This window comes from Pontiella desulfatans (assembly GCF_900890425.1).
Lineage (GTDB): Bacteria > Verrucomicrobiota > Kiritimatiellia > Kiritimatiellales > Pontiellaceae > Pontiella > Pontiella desulfatans.
This window is the reverse complement of record NZ_CAAHFG010000003.1, coordinates 820,878-839,257: the sequence shown is the minus strand read 5'-3', so window position 1 is coordinate 839,257 and position 18,380 is coordinate 820,878. Positions and strand designations below refer to the sequence as shown.

11 protein-coding genes are annotated in these 18,380 nt (G+C 56.1%); all 11 read right to left on the bottom strand.

Annotated features, from left to right (window positions below; all coding sequences use genetic code 11):
• Positions 1-140: 140 nt before the first annotated feature.
• Positions 141-296, bottom strand: a complete 156-nt coding sequence (locus E9954_RS32740) for a hypothetical protein (protein WP_168442566.1) — start codon at positions 294-296, stop codon at positions 141-143.
• Between the two features lie 18 nt (positions 297-314).
• Complete coding sequence (locus tag E9954_RS32735) at positions 315-479, bottom strand: hypothetical protein (RefSeq protein WP_168442565.1); 165 nt, start codon at positions 477-479, stop codon at positions 315-317.
• Between the two features lie 27 nt (positions 480-506).
• The gene (locus E9954_RS24250) at positions 507-2,264 is read right to left on the bottom strand and encodes an endonuclease/exonuclease/phosphatase family protein (protein ID WP_136081860.1); all 1,758 of its coding nucleotides are present in this window, start codon (positions 2,262-2,264) and stop codon (positions 507-509) included.
• A gap of 254 nt (positions 2,265-2,518) precedes the next feature.
• Positions 2,519-4,354, bottom strand: a complete 1,836-nt coding sequence (locus E9954_RS24245; protein ID WP_136081859.1) for an alpha-L-fucosidase — start codon at positions 4,352-4,354, stop codon at positions 2,519-2,521.
• A 99-nt stretch (positions 4,355-4,453) separates the two neighbouring features.
• The gene (locus E9954_RS24240; protein ID WP_136081858.1) at positions 4,454-7,783 is read right to left on the bottom strand and encodes a sulfatase-like hydrolase/transferase; all 3,330 of its coding nucleotides are present in this window, start codon (positions 7,781-7,783) and stop codon (positions 4,454-4,456) included.
• Positions 7,784-7,794: 11 nt separating this feature from the next.
• Positions 7,795-8,988, bottom strand: coding sequence for a sulfatase-like hydrolase/transferase (locus E9954_RS24235; protein ID WP_136081857.1), 1,194 nt, complete (start codon positions 8,986-8,988; stop codon positions 7,795-7,797).
• Complete coding sequence (locus tag E9954_RS24230) at positions 8,930-10,534, bottom strand: Ig-like domain-containing protein (RefSeq protein ID WP_136081856.1); 1,605 nt, start codon at positions 10,532-10,534, stop codon at positions 8,930-8,932. Before E9954_RS24230 ends, E9954_RS24235 begins: the two co-directional genes overlap by 59 nt.
• Before the next feature lie 18 nt (positions 10,535-10,552).
• Positions 10,553-12,130 carry an alpha-L-fucosidase gene (locus E9954_RS24225; protein ID WP_136081855.1) on the bottom strand — a complete coding sequence of 526 codons (1,578 nt, stop codon included), beginning with the start codon at positions 12,128-12,130 and terminating at the stop codon, positions 10,553-10,555.
• Between the two features lie 182 nt (positions 12,131-12,312).
• The gene (locus E9954_RS24220; protein ID WP_136081854.1) at positions 12,313-12,546 is read right to left on the bottom strand and encodes a hypothetical protein; all 234 of its coding nucleotides are present in this window, start codon (positions 12,544-12,546) and stop codon (positions 12,313-12,315) included.
• Between the two features lie 191 nt (positions 12,547-12,737).
• On the bottom strand, positions 12,738-14,687 hold the full coding sequence (locus tag E9954_RS24215; protein ID WP_168442564.1) for an endonuclease/exonuclease/phosphatase family protein: 1,950 nt from the start codon (positions 14,685-14,687) through the stop codon (positions 12,738-12,740).
• A 334-nt stretch (positions 14,688-15,021) separates the two neighbouring features.
• The gene (locus tag E9954_RS24210) at positions 15,022-18,372 is read right to left on the bottom strand and encodes a sulfatase-like hydrolase/transferase (RefSeq protein WP_168442563.1); all 3,351 of its coding nucleotides are present in this window, start codon (positions 18,370-18,372) and stop codon (positions 15,022-15,024) included.
• Between the last annotated feature and the right edge of the window lie 8 nt (positions 18,373-18,380).

Below are 18,380 nucleotides of genomic sequence, written 5' to 3'. Positions count from 1 at the left end.
GAACTGGCTGGGTTCCGCTGCCTGAATCTGTTTGGTGACGGCCTCGAAATCGAGTTCGAGCGGGGCGGTGCCCGATGGCGGGATTGTCACCGTCTTCCAATCATTGGAAAACAGGTTGCCGACCTCTTCAAGCGTATAGGCTAGGCCGCGCCACCGAGTCCATATTCGGCCAAGTTGTCGAACGCGTCATTGTCGGGATTCTCGGCAAAGCCCTCTTCTCCCGCAATATCATATCCAGCCACCCAATCGGCATACAAAGCTCCGCCCCGTGGAAACGATGCGGGGTAAACAGGCAAGATGCCTGCCCCACCTTCTCACTCCTCCGGAATCGAACCAACCCGATAAAAGCGGGCCGAGCCGGTGAAGTTGCTGTCGATCCCCTCAATCACTCCGTTTGTTTCGGACAAGATGCTCACGGCATTGCTCCATGCCGGATCAATCAAGCGGTCGGTATATTGCAGGTTAAAACGGTGTCCCATTTTTGCGCGCCAGCGAAGAACCATGTGCTACCCATCCCGCGCAATCGAGGTGATGTACGGCACGAACGGCGGCGCATAGAACCCGGTCGAATCAACACGGACATAATCAACCGTCACCGTTCCATCATCCACCGTATTGCCGCCGTTGCGGCCGAGGAAAAAGCGTTTATTATTCACGACATCATTCCCCGTCCACTCCGCCACCACCTCTCCGTCCAGCCAAAGCATATGCCCGACCTCCGCCTGCGTCGCCACGCGAAACGTGTGAAAAGCGCCGTCCATTAGATTCGTCGCATAAAGCAGGCCGGCATCGTTACCGCTCACACGATGCCCGATCCCGTCCGGGCGCAGATAAATCCACGGCGACGTTCCGCCGTCTGACGAGCGCGACTGAATATCGAACACGCCGACATCGCCGCCGGTCGAACCCTCATCGTCGATACGAATGCACGCCTCTATCGTCCAACCCGTGTCGCCGTCGAGCACGCCCGTATGCGCCCAGCGATCAAACTGCGCGTCATTAAATGAAACCGTAAACGTTCCGTTGCTGTTTAACACCAGCTGCCCCGCATCGAACGTGCCCGAATCCGCACTCCACGAACCCAGCGTCGCCGGATCGGCATCCCCTTCAATCTGCGCAATATCGCTGATAAAGTCCGCCGACTGGCGCGTCGGAATCACGGGCTCAGTCAGTTCAATAGCCGGGCCGGTATCTTCCGGAATACTGAAAACGCCGAGTACGGCGCGATGGTCCGACGGCCACGAACCGGAATACTGAATTTCAGGAATAATTTTTGATTTACCATCGTGTTCCGGATTCGCTGGATTTTCGCCGACCACCGCCGCCGCAGAAACCGCCACATTACTGCCCGCAAACAGCAACCAGTCGATCCGGTCGAGCATGTTACATTTTGGATTGCTTGCGTAATCATCGTAAGGCCGGCGTCCGCCCGTGTCGTTGGCGTACGGCGGCGTCCACGTAAAGCCCGGCTTGGTGACCGGATCGGGCCAGACGGCACGGTACGCATCCGAAAGGCCGCCATCAACCAGCGTTCTGGAGCCGCGCCATTCAATCTCAAAATTAAGCGGCGGATTATTCGTCGGATTCCCGCACCAGCGATCCATCCCGTTCGAAACATAATCCGCGGTCCAGTCCTCGTGCGATGACGCATTAAAATCGCCCATCACAAAAAGCGGACGCCCCGCATCAATGTGCGGCTTCGCGCGAGCGAGCGTGTGGTTATACGCGCTCTGCGTACTGACCTTGCCCTGAATCTCCTGCTCAAAAACCTCCAGATCGCTTGGAACCGTGCCCGCAATCATGCGCTCCTGGATTTCGCGGATGCCCTCATGTTTCGGGTGCCAGTGCGCCACATGGATATACACATAACGATTCAACCCGACTTCCACCTGATAGGCATACGAATCATCGTTTCCGGTGTTCGGATTCAGCGGGTCGGGTGTGATCGGATACTTGGCGTACACCTTACCGAGCTTCTGCCAATCGGAATTCGTCGCCTGCAAAAATCCGAGAATCGGATCAGGATTGGCGGTATTGGGTTCTGTTATCCCCACAACATCCGCGCCCGACTCAATGATTACGTTCGCGATGTCCTCATAACGCACGGTGTTGAGCAACGGCGACGTGCTGCCGATTTCATCACATTTCTTACCCGATTGCAGAATATTGAAAGTCATCACCTTCAGTTCCGTCGCCTGACCAAAAGCCGACCCGGCCGATAGCGCACCCAGCACTGCCAAAATAATCATTTTTTTTGTGTTCATAATTTATTTTCTCAAACAACGGCTCGTTGCGGAGCCCGCGTGCATATTTTTTCTACGCACAAGATGCAACTCGTCTTATCTCCACATACAGAGTCGCGCAGCCAAACTGACCGTTTTTTTTAATCCATTGAAATGTGCAACCGAATGAACCGGTTGGTTTCCTCGGTTGAGATCTCCGCGGAAACCACATCGTACGCCGCCAGCTCGGGGTGCGGCGTCACGGACTCAACGTTCCAATGGGACGCTCCTCTAGCTCACTGGCGGATTAGGACCAGCCGTTCCGGCCAGATGGGTTCCAACGAGAAACGCGACGGGTCGCCCTCCCCGTTCATTCCGGTATCCTTGACAATCATAACGGTCTGACAGGATCCGGCCTTGAGCTCAACCTCGCCGACCTCAATCTCGATCTTGCCCAGCGCTACGGGAATGTTTACCCGGAAGAGGTTCTCGCCAATCGAAATCAGAACCGGACGCGCTTCCATGTCGGGTTGCTGGTTCTTCTTCAGCTTCATCTTTTTGACATCGGCACCCAGCGTGACCTTATATTTTCCCGATTTCACCGGGTTGAATTTCCAGGAACCCTGCACATTCTTCACCCTGCAGGCATAGCTCATCCCATGGATAAAATCCCGCGTGACCAAGCTGTCCTTTCCGAGGTCGATCTTATCGGGATTCGTCTGAGTCACCAGAGGTACACGCGTTTTGATTTCACCCCCGCACTGCACCGTAATCACGGTTTGATATTTTTCCGGCGCAGTCCGGGGAACATGGATCACGACTCCGCCCTGTTCCAGCGCCTCAAAGGAATAGTTCACCGAAGCATCGGTAAAAAGTCGAACCTCCTCAACGGAGGAAAATAAATCCGGCAGACGGATCTTTCCATCCTTCGGCCACTTGGCGACATGCAGATAGAGTTCATTCTCTTTCCACGTGGACGCTCCCCATGGCGAGCGCTTGAACGGGGTCGTGTGAACATCGAAGATGGTTTCCCGGTGCGCGTCAACCCACACGCCGATCGACTGCAACGCTTCGGTTTGGTATTCAGAAACCGTACCGTCCGGTTTCGGCCCGATGTTAAGAAGAAAGTTTCCTCCCCGTGATGTTACCCGTGATAGTTTCTGCACGCAACGCGCGACCTCTTTTTCCATCGGCGGATCAACCACCCAGGATTTCCACCCCCAGGTATGCCCAGGCTCGCTGTGGAATGTGGATGGGGCTTCCCACGGAAGATCGAGAACCTCCGTGGCCTCCGAATTATCGCTCAACGTATAGAAATCTCCTTGGTTGTTCATCACTCGACCACTGACAAGACACTCCGGTTGAAGATCTCTAACGGTCTTGGCCAAGGCCTGACTATCAGCAATCGACGGCTTCCCCATATCAAAGAAAATTTCCATGATCGGACCGTAATTCGTCAGCAGCTCGGTGAGTTGGTTTTGCTGGAATTCAAGCAGAGCAGGCGAGTATTTCTGGCCGACACCAAAGCTATCGGCATCCGGATCCACCTGAAAATGCCAGTCGGGATTGGAATAGTACAGTCCGAGCCGAATCCCCTCCGCCCGGCACCCTTCCGCCAAACCTTTCACGATATCCCTCTTATAGGGCGTGGCATCCATGATATCAAAATCGGAGTATGCCGTATCGAACATGGAGAATCCGTCGTGATGTCGGCTGGTCAGGATCATATAGGTCATACCGGCCTCTTTCGCCAGCTTCGCATAGGCCCGGCCATCGAATTTTACCGGATTGAACTGCTTCGCAACCTCCACATATTCGCGACCGGGAATTTTCGCGTGGCGCTGAATCTGCTCACCGAGATCGGGGATCTGTTCGCCTTTCCACATGCCTTCCAGCACGGAATAGATGCCCCAATGAATAAAGAGTCCGAACTTCGCGTTCGTCCATTCCTCCAGATGTTCTTTATCGGCCGGGTTCTCGGGAGACGGAAGCGCGCAGACATTCCGGGGATAGGCTGGATCGCTCATGATCGAAATGATGGACTGATCGGTGGCGGTACCCGCCGGTGCCGTAAACGCTCCCCATCCCATGGCGATCGTTAAAGTTGCTCGTATACCTGTTTTTATGTTCATCGTATCTTCCTTTTATTTCGTCCACGTCCGGCCCACGGGGATAGCTCTGCTTGGTTTAAACAGCTCTAATGGATAAGGACATCAATTTCACAAAACACCTTAATCGACGGAAATACGCAGGCGAATAAACCGACTGGACTCGTTGGTCGGAATATCAGAGGAAACCACATCGTATTCGGCCATCTCCAGGTGCGCAACTGCCGTACCGCCAGTTATCGATTCCCATGCCCCGCCGATCAGGTTGGTAGTACTTTCAACAACATAAGCCGCCGTATCAAGCACCCGTCGCCGATTGTAAAGATATTCTACCCCCCCCCCCGCAGTCGTTTCCAGCTGCGGCATCACCGATGCATCGTTCCAATGAGGCGAACCGCCCAGGGCATAGGCCAGGGTGCGGCTGCCGGCATTCCAGTCGGCGGGCGTAGGTTCCGGATTCCCGAGGTTGCGGTAAAACCAGAGGTTGGCATCGACCTCCGCCGCGCTGCGGGTTGCCAGTTCGGCAATCTCGGCTCCCGTCTTCGCGGAATTAAAGATCCGCACCTCATCAATATCGCCTTTGAAATTATGATTATCAGCATGATTGGAGCCGCCAATGGCCGGAACGCCGGATGAGCTGGTATTGATCACCTTCGCCCCGGAACTGCTGACAGTCTCCAGCGCACCATCGACATAGAGTCTGGCTTCATTGACGTTTACAGAACCATCATCGTTAAAATCATCGACCACAACAGCCACATGGTGCCACGCCCCATTGTTGACCGTCGTTGAACCCACGATATAGCCACCCGACACTTCGAGGCGGAGGCGCTGATCGGCAGGAGTGGCGGTATCGAGCCGGAAACTGAAACGCTGCCCCGAATTATTCTGCCCATAGTTAAAGAAGGTCTGCAGCTCCACGCCGCTGGTGGCGGAGACGCGCACCCAGGCACAAATCGTCCGGGCACTGCTGCCGGAAGGCAAGGGGATGCCGGAAAGGTTTACCTGGTCGTCCACCCCGTCAAACGTGAGGGCGTTACCGTGCTTCCCGGCAATGTGCGCCGCCTCGCTATCGGCGAATCCGGAATGACTGCTCGCCACAAAACCGCCGGCTTCGGCCACAGTACTCCCGCTGGATTCATCGAGCGGAAACCAGGGCTCCGATGGTTCAACATAGACCTCCACCGAAATGGTTGCGCCGGTGCTGTCCAGCCCATCGCTGATGGTATAGGGGAAACGGTCGATGCCGAAAAACCCTGGATTCGGGGTATAGCGGATCTGCCCGGATTCGAGCACCGCCGTGCCGGCCAACGGACTGCCCGGATCGGTGATGGATAGAACCGCGGGAGTACCATCATCAAAATCGTTGGCCAGCGCATTGATCAGAACGGAAGTGGCTCCGGCCGTGGTGGCGGCATCGCCGATGGCTGTCGGCGGTCCCGGCGGAAGGTTGCCCGGACGGAAAAGCGCCGTGTCCGGAATATCGGTCTTGGCCGTGCCCGGCCCCTCCCACTTCATGTTCAGCACCGGCGAGGAAGCCGCCGTGCGGTAGTAGAGGCGGAACGGATGGAATCCGGTCTTCAACTTGATGGTGCCGGATTCCTCTGCGCCGATGTGGTTAAAATCGTCGTCAATCACGAGACTGTCGTGAATGCGCAGGATGGTTCCTTCGTCAGAGGTATTGTAGAAGGTCCAGGTACCGTCGGCGGGCACTTTGATATAGCCGGTATAGAGCAGTCCGGCATCGGCGCTCCGGCTGAGGTGCGCGGTTGAAATGCCGTCCACGGCATGGGTGCCGACATGCACGAGATCCTCGAATTCGGGAACCCAGCTCCAGCTCCCTTCATAGGTCTTGACCTCCAGCCCGTTTTCAACGGTGGCCGCGACGGGCGGAACCAGCTCGCTATCGTAAGGGCGGGACGCGGATGTGTTTGACTGACGCACCTGTAATACGCGGTTTTTCATTTCGGTCTGCAGACTGGTCATAACCGATGCCAGGTTGTTGGTTTCCTTGGGGTCTGAGGAAAGGTCGTAGATTTCAAAATCGTCCGAATGCGACCCAATATTGACCCGCACTCCTTTGTAGCCTCCTTGAAAAACCACCTGCATCTGGTTGCGGGCCCGCTTTCGGTGCGACGGATCGAAATCGGAATAGTTAGGCGTGGATTGCGAACTGTCGTACTCAATGTAGGTCAACGGCTCCTTTTGCATTCCGCTTCCGGTCAGCGTCGGAAGCAGCGAAACCCCGTCCAGCCGAGCCGGTGTTGGAATTCCGGCCGCAGCGGCAAAGGTGGTCAACCAGTCATGGAACTGCGAGGGTTGTTCCACCACCGCGTTCGAACTGACCATTCCCGGCCATCGCACCAGCGTCGGAACACGGATGCCCCCTTCCCAGCAGTCGCGTTTGACGCCGTCGAACGGACCGTACGAATCGAACGCCTGCGGCGTATAGGATGCGCTGGACATATAGGATTCAGTATGCGGACCGTTGTCCGACGAGAACACCACCAGTGTGTTGGTATCGATATTCAGATCCTGCAACGTCAACACCAGGTCACCAACACCATCGTCGATGCGCCTTACACCGGTGGCAAAGCGTTCGGAGACATCCGACCACCCCTTGCCGGTATAGTCGGGATGCCGGAAGGAATCGATGGTTCCGGAGGCGGTATTGATCATATTGCTGGGTGTACCGATCCACTGGATCCCCCCACCCAAACCGCCTCCGGCCGGATAGGCCTGGGTCGGCAACTGCAATGCCGCGTGCGGCGTATCATAAGCCAGGAACATGAAGAACGGCTGGTTTGTCGTAGCCGCGCGATGATCCACAATCCATTGCTTCGCACGCGCCGTGAAAAGGTCGGTGGTGTAGCACTTGTCGAGATCGCCGGACACTTCGCTTCCGTTTTCATAGAGTTCCTTGGGCGAACGGTGGGCACTGCTGTTTCCAAGCGGCCAGCTGTTGCCCGGATAATGCTGATGCCCATCGGAATGACGTACATAGCCGTAGAAATAATCGAAGCCGCGTTTCGTGGGATAGGCCGACCACGTGGCCGGGCTTGATCCGCTGCCTTGCAATCCATACTTTCCAATCAACGCCGTGGAATAGCCCGCCGATTTGAGCACGGTGGCTACGTTATGGTTGTCCTCGATCGCCTTGTCGAACTGGTTGTCGCGAACGTTGGCATGCCCCTGGTGAACACCGAGCAGGAACGATGCCCGCGACGGGGCGCAAACGGGTGCTCCGCAATAGTGCTGCCGCAACTGCACGCCTTCACTCGCAAAAGCATCCAACTGCGGCGTAGCGTGCTTTTTGGTGCCGACAATGCTGTTCTGGTAGAAACACCCCAGATCCCCCCACCCAAGGTCGTCGGTCAGGATAAAGATAATATTCGGTTGCGCCGAAGCGACACCTGCGGCAACCAGAAAAAGGAAAACTAGCTTACGAAACATGGGAAAAACCTCTATTCAAAAAGCACGATGCGGAAGAAGCGTTGATCATCAGTTTCGGCCACCACCACCTCGATGGTTTCCGCCGCGTCCGCCGAAACCGTTTGCAGCGTTTCCCAGGCCACGAGATTGGTGGAGGCCTGGATCCGATAACTGAACCCGGCTTCCGAGTTGAAGGTGATCGCGGTTTCCCCTGCGCCGGCATCGACGTCGAAATCGGTCATCTTGAACTCCTCACCGGGAGCCGGCACCACGGTCGGCAGCGAGCTGTCGTCGGGATAGTCGATCTCGAGGTTGGTATCGCGATCCTTCAGCTTCTTGGCGTTCCAGTCCGTTCCCCCCTGATCGAGCCATGCAAAAAGTTCACCGGCCATGGTGTTGGCGGTGTCGCCGTAGAGCAGCCAGTTTGAATAGGAGCTGTTCAGCAGATCGTTCGTTTCCGAAAGATCATCGGAATAGCGGTAGAGTTCCCATGGATTGGCCAGCGCTTCGAGTCCCTCCTCCACATCTTCGGTGTCGGAGGGGTTGCCGGTATAGTCCGGGTCGTAGGTATAGATCAGCTTGTAGTCCACGCCGTCCACCCGCTTGATAATGACATCGCACGGCCGGGCGCGCTGATCGAGGTAGCCGGGGAAATGGTAGAAGATCGGTTCGCGGTCACGCGCATTCGCCCCCGGATTCTGCATGTGCGAAACAAACGAAGTCCCGTCAAACGTGATTCCCCCCGGCATGGCCAGCCCGGCGGCCTCAATGAGCGTCGGATAAAAATCGACGGAATGCACCAACGTATCAGTCTGCACCCCCGCCGGAATGGTGCCCGGCTGGCGGGCAATCAGTGGAACACGCAGACCGCCGTTGTAGAACGAGCCTTTATGGTGGCGCAACGGGTCGTTGTCCGTGGGGCCGATATAGCCGCCGTTGTCGGAGGTAAAGATCACGAGCGTATTGGCGGCAATGGAGTCCGCCGAGTTGCCGTCCCCGTTCGGGTCATCGATATAATTGAGAACACGCCCGATGGTCTGGTCCATGTTTTCCACAATGGCGGCGTAGGAATTACCCCCGTGATAGGTGCCATCCGGCAGTCCTGCATATTTTGCCAGCAGGTCGGCGCGCGCCTGCACGTTGTCGGTCGGGCTGTGCACAGCATAGTTATGCAGCTGCAGGTAAAACGGCCGCGCGGACATGGCTCCCGTGCGATGGTCTTCCATAAAGGCGATCGCCCCCGTCCACAACCCATTGCTCGCCGAAGTCCCCGGTGCATTCAAAACTCAGCGTATTGGAACCTGTATTGGTCAAGCCGTCACCATCGATATCAACGACGGCTCCCGCCGGAAGGGTGACCTCCACGGTACCGGGCGAGGCACCGGTAATACTCACCGCGTAATATTGTGCGTTGGAGGAATAGTAGTAACCGGACAGGGAATAACGGCGCCCTTGCTGCCGGATAGAGGTAACCTCCCCGTTCACCACAATAAAATCATCGGCTGTCAAGCCGGATACCGCTTCGGAAAAACTGACATACAGACTGTACTCGGAACCATCGGTGCTCAAGTTTCCATAAAGGGTTGCCGAGGGCACATCAATTGGCCGGGATGTAACGGCCAGTGTCTCCGAGGCGGTATTCCAAAGACCGTCCCCATCAAGATCTGTCACAACGCCCTCCGGCAGGCTGACGCTCACAAGATCTTCGACATCGGGAATGACCAGCACGGTATAGGCCGAGCCGGAACCCGTCAGGTTCGATACCATCCCGTTTTCCACCACAAAATCATCCAGTATCAGACCCGTTACGGGTTCGTCGAACACGACATCCACAGCAAAAGTTCCGATGACATTCGTAGAGGCCGTCGAGAGTACTACCGAAGGCTGATCGCCGCCCGGAGCAATGTAGAATACGCTTAACGCATCCGAGGCCGGGTTTGTATTATTATCCCCATCCGTATCGCTGACGGAGCCGGCGGGCAGCTCAACTCTGATGCTGCCGTTGACTGCAGGTGTGATTTCCACGGAAAAGGCATTTCCGCTTCCGGAAAGACTGGATGCGGCCACGGCACCGTTACTCACCGCGAAATCGGATTCCTCCAGCCCGGTTATCGCTTCCGAAAATTCGATATTAACCACAAAAGGAGCCGAAACACGGTTCGTCGCAGTGGAGAGGGTTGGTTCAGGAACTGATGATGCTGTCCGAATCTGGTAAGCGGTGATGTGTACATTGCCGTGGTTGCTGTTTCCAGAGCGGATCTCCAAATCCTGATATCCTGTCCCATCGGCTGTGAAGGTTCCAATGGCGTACTGCCCCGGTTTACAGTTCAAATGAACATCATTCGACTGATCGGCATCACCGTCACCAAAATACTGATCGCGAATATAGCGGGTGTCCACAAACCAAACCTGGATCAGGTAGCTTCCGCCAGCCGCGAGGTTTCCACCACCGACGGATATGGTTTCATCGATGCCGCCACCGAAGTCGATGTTGCTGAGCAGCACGTTATACGACGCGTTTCCGGTATCTCCCGTAAACCCATCCGCGCCTGTATTCGAAGGAAGCAGGCTACCGGTTCCGGTAAAAAGCACTCCGTTCACGGTCTGGTCGGCAACACCGCTGGCCCCGGCGTTGAACGCCTCGACCAGCGTATCGCTGGTTATTACATCCGAAACAGTAGCAACATCGACGCCCGTCCCCCAGTTGATCGTTGCCGACTGCACGGCTCCCACCCAAAAAGCACACAATACAATTCCGTATATCTTGTTCATTTCAGCTCCCACTTAACTCTAGGTTTGCTTTGGAAGCGTCATCAGCTTTTCGTCGTAGGGCGGTTCGCTCTTGTCGAGTTCGCCCTCGGCCTGGATCTCGAAGGCCAGCGCCCACTCGTTCGGCGCTTTCTTCGGCAATTTGATTTCCAGCGCGTCGGCCGTGCGCTCCCACTCCAGCTTTGCATCGGAACCGAGGAGCCTGATGGATTTTATTTTGTTGACGGTCGAAATTTCCGTCGCGGTCGAAAGCGACTTGATCGTCGCGGTGCCGGAAGGCGGAACGCCGAGCACGGTGGCGTAGAGCTTGTCGCCGTTGCGGGTGAAGCGGACATCGGTGTGATCCAGTTTTTTCGGATCCGGCTGAATGCCGCGGGAAGGAGCGCCTTTATCGGTATATTGGAAATATTCCAACATTTCCGTGTGGCCTTCCGCGAAGATCTTCCACGGCACGGTGTCGTAGATGGCGTCGCCGTTCTGGCCGAGCCATTTCCCGATGCCTTCGAGCAGGTCGACCTGCCCCTGGTCGAGCGTGCCGTCGGGACGCGGGTTCATGGAAACCAGCAGGCCGCCGTTGCGCGCCACGAGGTCGCACAACCGAACAACAAGATCGCGCGGCTTCTTGTATTCCATGCCCTTCTGCCATGGCCAGTCGCACCAGCCCACGGCCGACGGGGTGTCGTCTTCCCACGGCCAGTTGACGAAGAGCGGGCGCTTGTAGCCGTTTTCGTAGGAATAGAGCCCGAAGTTTTTCCCGAAGTTACCTTTGTTGTGGACGCAAACATCTTTGCCTTCTTTTTCGGCCATATTGAAGAAGTCCGCGAGTATGCGCTCTGTGCCATAGCCACCTCCGCCGCCATCGAACCAAAGGACGTCGGGCTTATACTTATCAATCACCTCCTTGGTCATGTCGTAGCGGGCTTTCGCGAAATAGTCCTCTTCGCCCATGAACCAGTAATAGTTCCGCAGGCTTGGGTCGAGCAGGTCGGCCTTCGCCTGTTCCGGCGAGCTTTCCAGATTTTTCCGAATGCTGGAAAACTGCCGGTAGGTGCGCCCATGATGGAACGAAGTCATGGTTTTCATGCCGCGCTTTTCGATCTCTTTCATGATTTCGCCGAGCAGGTCGCGGCGCGGGCCCAGCTTGCCCGCGCAGAAATCCATTACATCGCTGTCCCACATGGCATAGCCGTCGTGGTGGATCGCGCAGATGCCGGCGTAACGCGCGCCGGAACGCTTCATCAGATCCGCCCAGGCGGCCGGATCGAAGTTTTCGGCCTTGAACTGCTTTGCCAAATCGATGTAGCCGACGCCTTGCTCCACCTTGCCTACGTGCTTCTCGAACTCGCGCTTCTTGTCGGTCATCCCCGGGCGGTAGATGGCCTGGTAGGCGCAGGCGATACTGTTGGCCCAGTTTTTATTCACGTCCCAGCCGCCGACGACGGAATAGAGTCCCCAGTGGGCATAGACCCCGAACTTGGCATCCTTCGCCCATTGCGGCACATGGTGCTCGCGCAGAGAGTCCCAGTTCGGCTCATATTTTTCGGCAAGCCCCATGCTTGCCACGGCCAGCGCACCGGCTACCAACGCAGTTCTAATCATCGTCGTTTCCTTGTTTTAAATATTATTTCATCGGCTCGAAGGTCGGGTCATCTCATAAGGAACCAGTCCTCTATCTTCACCATACAGGGGAACAAGAACGATCGTGCAAAATCGCACAAGAAATACGCACCGCGGCGAATGCGGCAACGGCGATGAACAACTTAAAACCTACTTAATCCTGGTTACTGAATAGACAGCCTGAGACGGATAAAGCGGTTGGGTTCCGTGGTCGGAACCTGGTTGGTGACGGCCTCGAATCCGGTTTCGAGCGGGGCGGTGCCCGATGGTGGATTCGTTACCAAGTTCCAATCATTGGAAAGCAGGTTGCTGCTCTCCTCAAACGTATAGGCCAGACCACGCGCTACGGCATCGGTTCGGCGACGATAGATATAGTTCAGGTTTTCGAAGGTCGGCAACGGGCTGTGATCAAAAATATCGGGCGCGCCGCCGAGTCCATATTCGGTAGATTGTCGAGTGCAACATGGTCGGGATTCTCGGCAAAGCCCTCTTCTCCCGCAATATCATATCCAGCCACCCAATCGGCATACAAAGCTCCGCCCCGTGGAAACGATGCGGGGTAAACAGGCAAGATGCCTGCCCCACCTTCTCACTCCTCCGGAATCGAACCAACCCGATAAAAGCGGGCCGAGCCGGTGAAGTTGCTGTCGATCCCCTCAATCACTCCGTTTGTTTCGGACAAGATGCTCACGGCATTGCTCCATGCCGGATCAATCAAGCGGTCGGTATATTGCAGGTTAAAACGGTGTCCCATTTTTGCGCGCCAGCGAAGAACCATGTGCTGCCCATCCCGCGCAATCGAGGTGATGTACGGCACGAACGGCGGCGCATAGAACCCGGTCGAATCAACACGGACATAATCAACCGTCACCGTTCCATCATCCACCGTATTGCCGCCGTTGCGGCCGAGGAAAAAGCGTTTATTATTCACGACATCATTCCCCGTCCACTCCGCCACCACCTCTCCGTCCAGCCAAAGCATATGCCCGACCTCCGCCCGCGTCGCCACGCGAAACGTGTGAAAAGCGCCGTCCATTAGATTCGTCGCATAAAGCAGGCCGGCATCGTTACCGCTCACACGATGCCCGATCCCGTCCGGGCGCAGATAAATCCACGGCGACGTTCCGCCGTCTGACGAGCGCGACTGAATATCGAACACGCCGACATCGCCACCGGTCGAACCCTCATCATCGATACGAATGCACGCCTCAATCGTCCACCCCGTGTCGCCGTCGAGCACGCCCGTATGCGCCCAGCGATCAAACTGCGCGTCATTAAACGAAACCGTAAACGTTCCGTTGCTGTTTAACACCAGCTGCCCCGCATCGAACGTGCCCGAATCCGCACTCCACGAACCCAGCGTCGCCGGATCGGCATCCCCTTCAATCTGCGCAATATCGCTGATAAAGTCCGTCGACAGGCGCGTCGGAATCACGGGCTCAGTCAGTTCAATAGCCGGGCCGGTATCTTCCGGAATACTGAAAACGCCGAGTACGGCGCGATGGTCCGACGGCCACGAACCGGAATACTGAATTTCCGGAACAATTTTTGATTTACCATCGTGTTCCGGATTCGCTGGATTTTCGCCGACCACCGCCGCCGCAGAAACCGCCACATTACTACCCGCAAACAGCAGCCAGTCGATCCGGTCGAGCATATTACATTTTGGATTGCTTGCGTAATCATCGTAAGGCCGGCGTCCGCCCGTGTCGTTGGCGTACGGCGGCGTCCACGTGAAGCCCGGCTTGGTGACCGGATCGGGCCAGACAGCGCGGTACGCATCCGAAAGGCCGCCATCAACCAGCGTCCTGGAGCCGCGCCATTCAATCTCAAAATTAAGCGGCGGATTATTCGTCGGATTCCCGCACCAGCGATCCATCCCGTTCGCAACATAATCCGCGGTCCAGTCCTCGTGCGATGACGCATTAAAATCGCCCATCACAAAAACCGGACGCCCCGCATCAATGTGCGGCTGCGCGCGGGCGAGCGTGTGGTTATACGCGCTCTGCGTACTGACCTTGCCCAGAATCTCCTGCTCAAAAACCTCCAGATCGCTTGGAACCGTGCCCGCAATCATACGCTCCTGGATTTCGCGGATGCCCTCATGTTTCGGGTGCCAGTGCGCTACATGGATATACACATAACGATTCACCCCGACTTTCACCTGATAGGCATACGAATCATCATCTCCGGTGTTTGGATTCAGCGGGTCGGGTGTGATCGGATACTTGGCGTACACCTTACCGAGCTTCTGCCAATCGGAATTCGTCGCCTGCAAAAATCCGAGAATCGGATCAGGATTGGCGGTATTGGGTTCTGTTATCCCCACAACATCCGCGCCCGACTCAATGATTACGTTCGCGATGTCCTGATAGCGATTCTTGTTGAGCAACGGCGACGTGCTACCGATTTCATCACATTTCTTACCCGATTGCAGAATATTGAAAGTCATCACCTTCAGTTCCGTTGCCTGACCAAAAGCCGGCCCGGCCGATAGCGCACCCAGCACGGCCAAAATAATCATTTTTTTTGTTTTCATAGTAACCATCAATCCAGCAATGCCCCGCGATTTTGACAAAAGCGCTAAGTAAAAAAACGCCCGAAAAAAGGCGCAGACCCTCTCTTTGTTTGATTTTCGTCAGCATTAGTCATTGAACTGCAAACGGCGAATCAGGACTGCCTCTCATAGATAACAGCCGCCTGCGCGGAAACGGCAACAATTGCTACAGAGAGCGCAATTATCCTTTTTATCCCTATTTATTTTCTCAAACAACGGCTCGTTGCGGAGCCCGCGTGCATATTTTTTTACGCACAAGATGCAACTCGTCTTATCTCCACATACAGAGTCGCGCAGCCAAACTAACCGTTTTTTTTTAATCCATTGAAATGCGCAACCGAATGAACCGGTTGGTCTCCGTCGTTGAGATTTCGGTAACGACCACTTCGTAGTCATCAAGTTCCGGATGAGGGGCCGCAATTGCACCTGCGACCGGCAACCAGGCCGGATCGACCAGATTGGTTGTGCTCTCCGGCACGTAACCGGTCGGATCCAGTGCAAGACGACGGTTATAGTAATAGTCGAGTCGGCCCGGCCCCGATTCTAAATACGGAAGCATGGAGGACTCAAACCAATGAGGTGATCCACCGAGGGCATAGACAAGATAATGGCTATAGCCATCGCCGTTTCCATCCGTATTCCAATCGTTCACCGTCGGTTCAGCATTACCCAGATTCCGATAAAACCAGAGGGATCCATCGGCCTGTGCAACCGTTCGGCCAGCAAGTGCTGCAATCTCTGGACCGGTCTTCGCGCTGTTGAAGATTTGAACCTCATCGATATCACCTTTAAAATTGTGATTATCGGCATGACTGGAACCGCCGATGACCGGAATCCCTGACGCACTGGTATTGATCACCCGCGCCCCGGCACTGCTGATGGGTTCCAGCAGCCCATCGACATAGAGCCTGGCCTCATTGACGTTCACCGAATCGTCACCGTTAAAGTCGTCAACCACCACCGCAACATGATGCCAGCTACCGTCATTGATGGTGGTGGTACCGGTAATGAATCCGCCTGACACTTCCAGACGAAGTCGTTGATTGGCGGGAGTCGCCGTGTCGAGACGGCAGCTGAAGCGCTGCCCGGTATTATTCTGACCATAGCCGAAAAAGGTCTGCAGCTCCACACCGCTGGTGGCGGACACCCGGACCCAGGCGCTGACCGTGCGGGCGCTGCTGCCGGAAGGCAGGGTGATGCCGGAGAGATTGACCTGATCATCCACGCCGTCGAACGTCAGCGCATTGCCATATTGCCCAACAATATGTGCGGCTTCACTGTCGGCAAATCCGGAATGAGTACCTGCAACGAAACCGCCCGCTTCGGCCACGGTGCGACCGCTGGATTCGTTGAGCGGGAACCAGGGTTCAACCGGGGCGACATAGACCTCCACCGCAATGGTTCCACTGGTGCTGTCCTGCCCGTCGCTGATGGTATAGGGAAAACGGTCGGTGCCGAAGAATCCCGCATTCGGGGTATAGCGGATCTGTCCGGATTCGAGCACCGCCGTACCGGCCAACGGATGGCCCGGCTCAGTGATGGATAGGACCGCAGGCGTACCGTCATCAAAGTCGTTGGCCAACGCATTGATCAGAACCGAAGTGGATCCGGCCGTGACGGCTGAATCGTCCGTGGCCACCGGTGGCCCCGGCGGAAGGTTACCCGGCCGGAACAGCGCACTGTCCGGAATTTCGGCCTTGGCCGTTCCCGGCCCTTCCCACTTAAAATTCAGCACCGGCGCGGATGCGGCCGTGCGATAGTAGAGACGAAATGGATGCAATCCTGCCTTAAGCTTAATGGTGCCCGATTTTTCGGCGCCGGTGTGATTGAAGTCGTCGTCATTCACCAGACTGTCGTGAATGCGCAGGATGATGCCTTCGTCCGATGTATTGTAAAACGTCCAGGTGCCGTCGGCGGGCACCTTGATGAAACCGGTATAGAGCAGCCCGGCGTCGGTGCTCCGGCTGAGGTGAGCGGTAGAAATTCCAGTCACGGCATTCGTGCCCGTATGCACCATCTCTTCAAACTCGGGTACCCAGCTCCAGCTCCCTTCATAGGTCTTTACCTCCAGCCCGTTTTCCACCGCAGCTGCAACGGGCGGAACCAGTTCGCTATCATAAGGTCGGGAAGCCGATGAGTTCGGCTGGCGGATACGCAGCACCTTGTCCTTCATGCGTTGCTGAAGATCAATAAAATAGGCCGTGGTTCCGGCCAGATTGGTTCCTTCCGCCAGATCGGTGAGCGTGTCGTAAATTCTGAAATCCGCCGCATGCGAACCAATGTTGTTGCGGATGCCTTTGTAGCCGTCGAGATAGATGGCCTGTGATTGCTTGCGCGAGGTGCCGCCATGATTCGGAAAGTCCGCATAGGTCGGCATACTGCCGGATGGATTATATTCAATGTAAACCGTGCTTACCTGCTGTGTACCGCTGCCGCTCAGGGTGGGCACCAGCGACACCCCGTCGGTGCGGGCCGGCGCAGTGATGCCGGCATAGTCGCAAAAGGTGGGCATCCAGTCGTGAAACTGGGAGGGCGCATGATTGACGACACCGCCAACCACATTGGAAGGCCCCCAGGCAAAGGTCGGCATCCGGCTTCCACCTTCATAGCAATCCTCCTTGATGCCCTCGAACGGACCATAGGATTGGAAGGCGGTGGGAGCATAATTGGCCCCGCTGATATAACTTTCCTTATGCGGCCCATTATCCGAACTGAATACGACAATGGTATTATCCGCGATATTTAAATCTTCCAGGGTCTGGAGAATATCCCCGACGCAGTGATCGATGCGGGTCACCATCGTGGCAATACGTTCATGGGTATCGGGCCAGTCCCGACCGGAATAGAGCGGGTCAACATAGCTGTCGATCGTTCCGGTCGCCGTATTGATCATATTATTGGAAATACCATTCCACTGGAGACCGCCGCCAACCCCTTTTCCTGTCGGATATTCCACGGTAGGCAGCTGGAGTGCAGCGTGCGGGGTATCGTAGGCCAGGTAAAGAAAGAAGGGCCGCGACGGGTTTCCGGTTGTCTCGTCGACAATCATCTTTTTGGCACGCGCGGTAAAGAGATCGGTCGTGTAGCATTTATCGAGTTGCGCAGAAATCTCCGCATCATTTTCATAAAGCTTCTTCGGGCTGCGGTGGGCCGACGAGTTTCCGATAGGCCATGAATTCGCCGGATAGTGCTGGTGACCAGCGGCATGATCGGGATAGCCGTAGAAATAATCGAAACCGCGCTTAGTGGGATAAGCCGGCCAGGTGGCGGGTGAGCTCCCGCTACCCTGCAATCCGTATTTGCCGATTATCGCAGTATAGTATCCCGCGGCTTTCAGGGTGCTGGCGAGGGTATGGTTATCGTCGATCGCCTTATCAAACTGGCGGTCGCGCACATTGGCGTGTCCCTGATGCTGCCCGCTGAGCAGAGACCCGCGCGAGGGCGCACAAACCGGTGCCGGGCAGTAGTGTCGATCGAGAATCATCCCCTCCCCGGCCATGCGGTCCAAACTCGGTGTAACGACCTTCTTCGTGCCGCTCTTTGTATTTTGATAAAGCACGCCTAAATCCCCATAGCCAAGGTCGTCGGTCAGAATGAAGATAATGTTGGGCTGCGCCGAAACGGCAGCGACGGAAGCCAGAAAAATAAAGGTGAGCTTACGTAACATAGAAAAAC

What these genes read in the sequence shown, in the direction of transcription:
- E9954_RS32735 (WP_168442565.1), bottom strand. Translation starts at nt 479, where the DNA reads ATGGGACACCGTTTTAACCTGCAATATACCGACCGCTTGATTGATCCG.
- E9954_RS24250 (WP_136081860.1), bottom strand. Translation starts at nt 2,264, where the DNA reads ATGAACACAAAAAAAATGATTATTTTGGCAGTGCTGGGTGCGCTATCG.
- E9954_RS24245 (WP_136081859.1), bottom strand. Translation starts at nt 4,354, where the DNA reads ATGAACATAAAAACAGGTATACGAGCAACTTTAACGATCGCCATGGGA.
- E9954_RS24240 (WP_136081858.1), bottom strand. Translation starts at nt 7,783, where the DNA reads ATGTTTCGTAAGCTAGTTTTCCTTTTTCTGGTTGCCGCAGGTGTCGCT.
- E9954_RS24235 (WP_136081857.1), bottom strand. Translation starts at nt 8,988, where the DNA reads ATGGAAGACCATCGCACGGGAGCCATGTCCGCGCGGCCGTTTTACCTG.
- E9954_RS24230 (WP_136081856.1), bottom strand. Translation starts at nt 10,534, where the DNA reads ATGAACAAGATATACGGAATTGTATTGTGTGCTTTTTGGGTGGGAGCC.
- E9954_RS24225 (WP_136081855.1), bottom strand. Translation starts at nt 12,130, where the DNA reads ATGATTAGAACTGCGTTGGTAGCCGGTGCGCTGGCCGTGGCAAGCATG.
- E9954_RS24215 (WP_168442564.1), bottom strand. Translation starts at nt 14,687, where the DNA reads ATGAAAACAAAAAAAATGATTATTTTGGCCGTGCTGGGTGCGCTATCG.
- E9954_RS24210 (WP_168442563.1), bottom strand. Translation starts at nt 18,372, where the DNA reads ATGTTACGTAAGCTCACCTTTATTTTTCTGGCTTCCGTCGCTGCCGTT.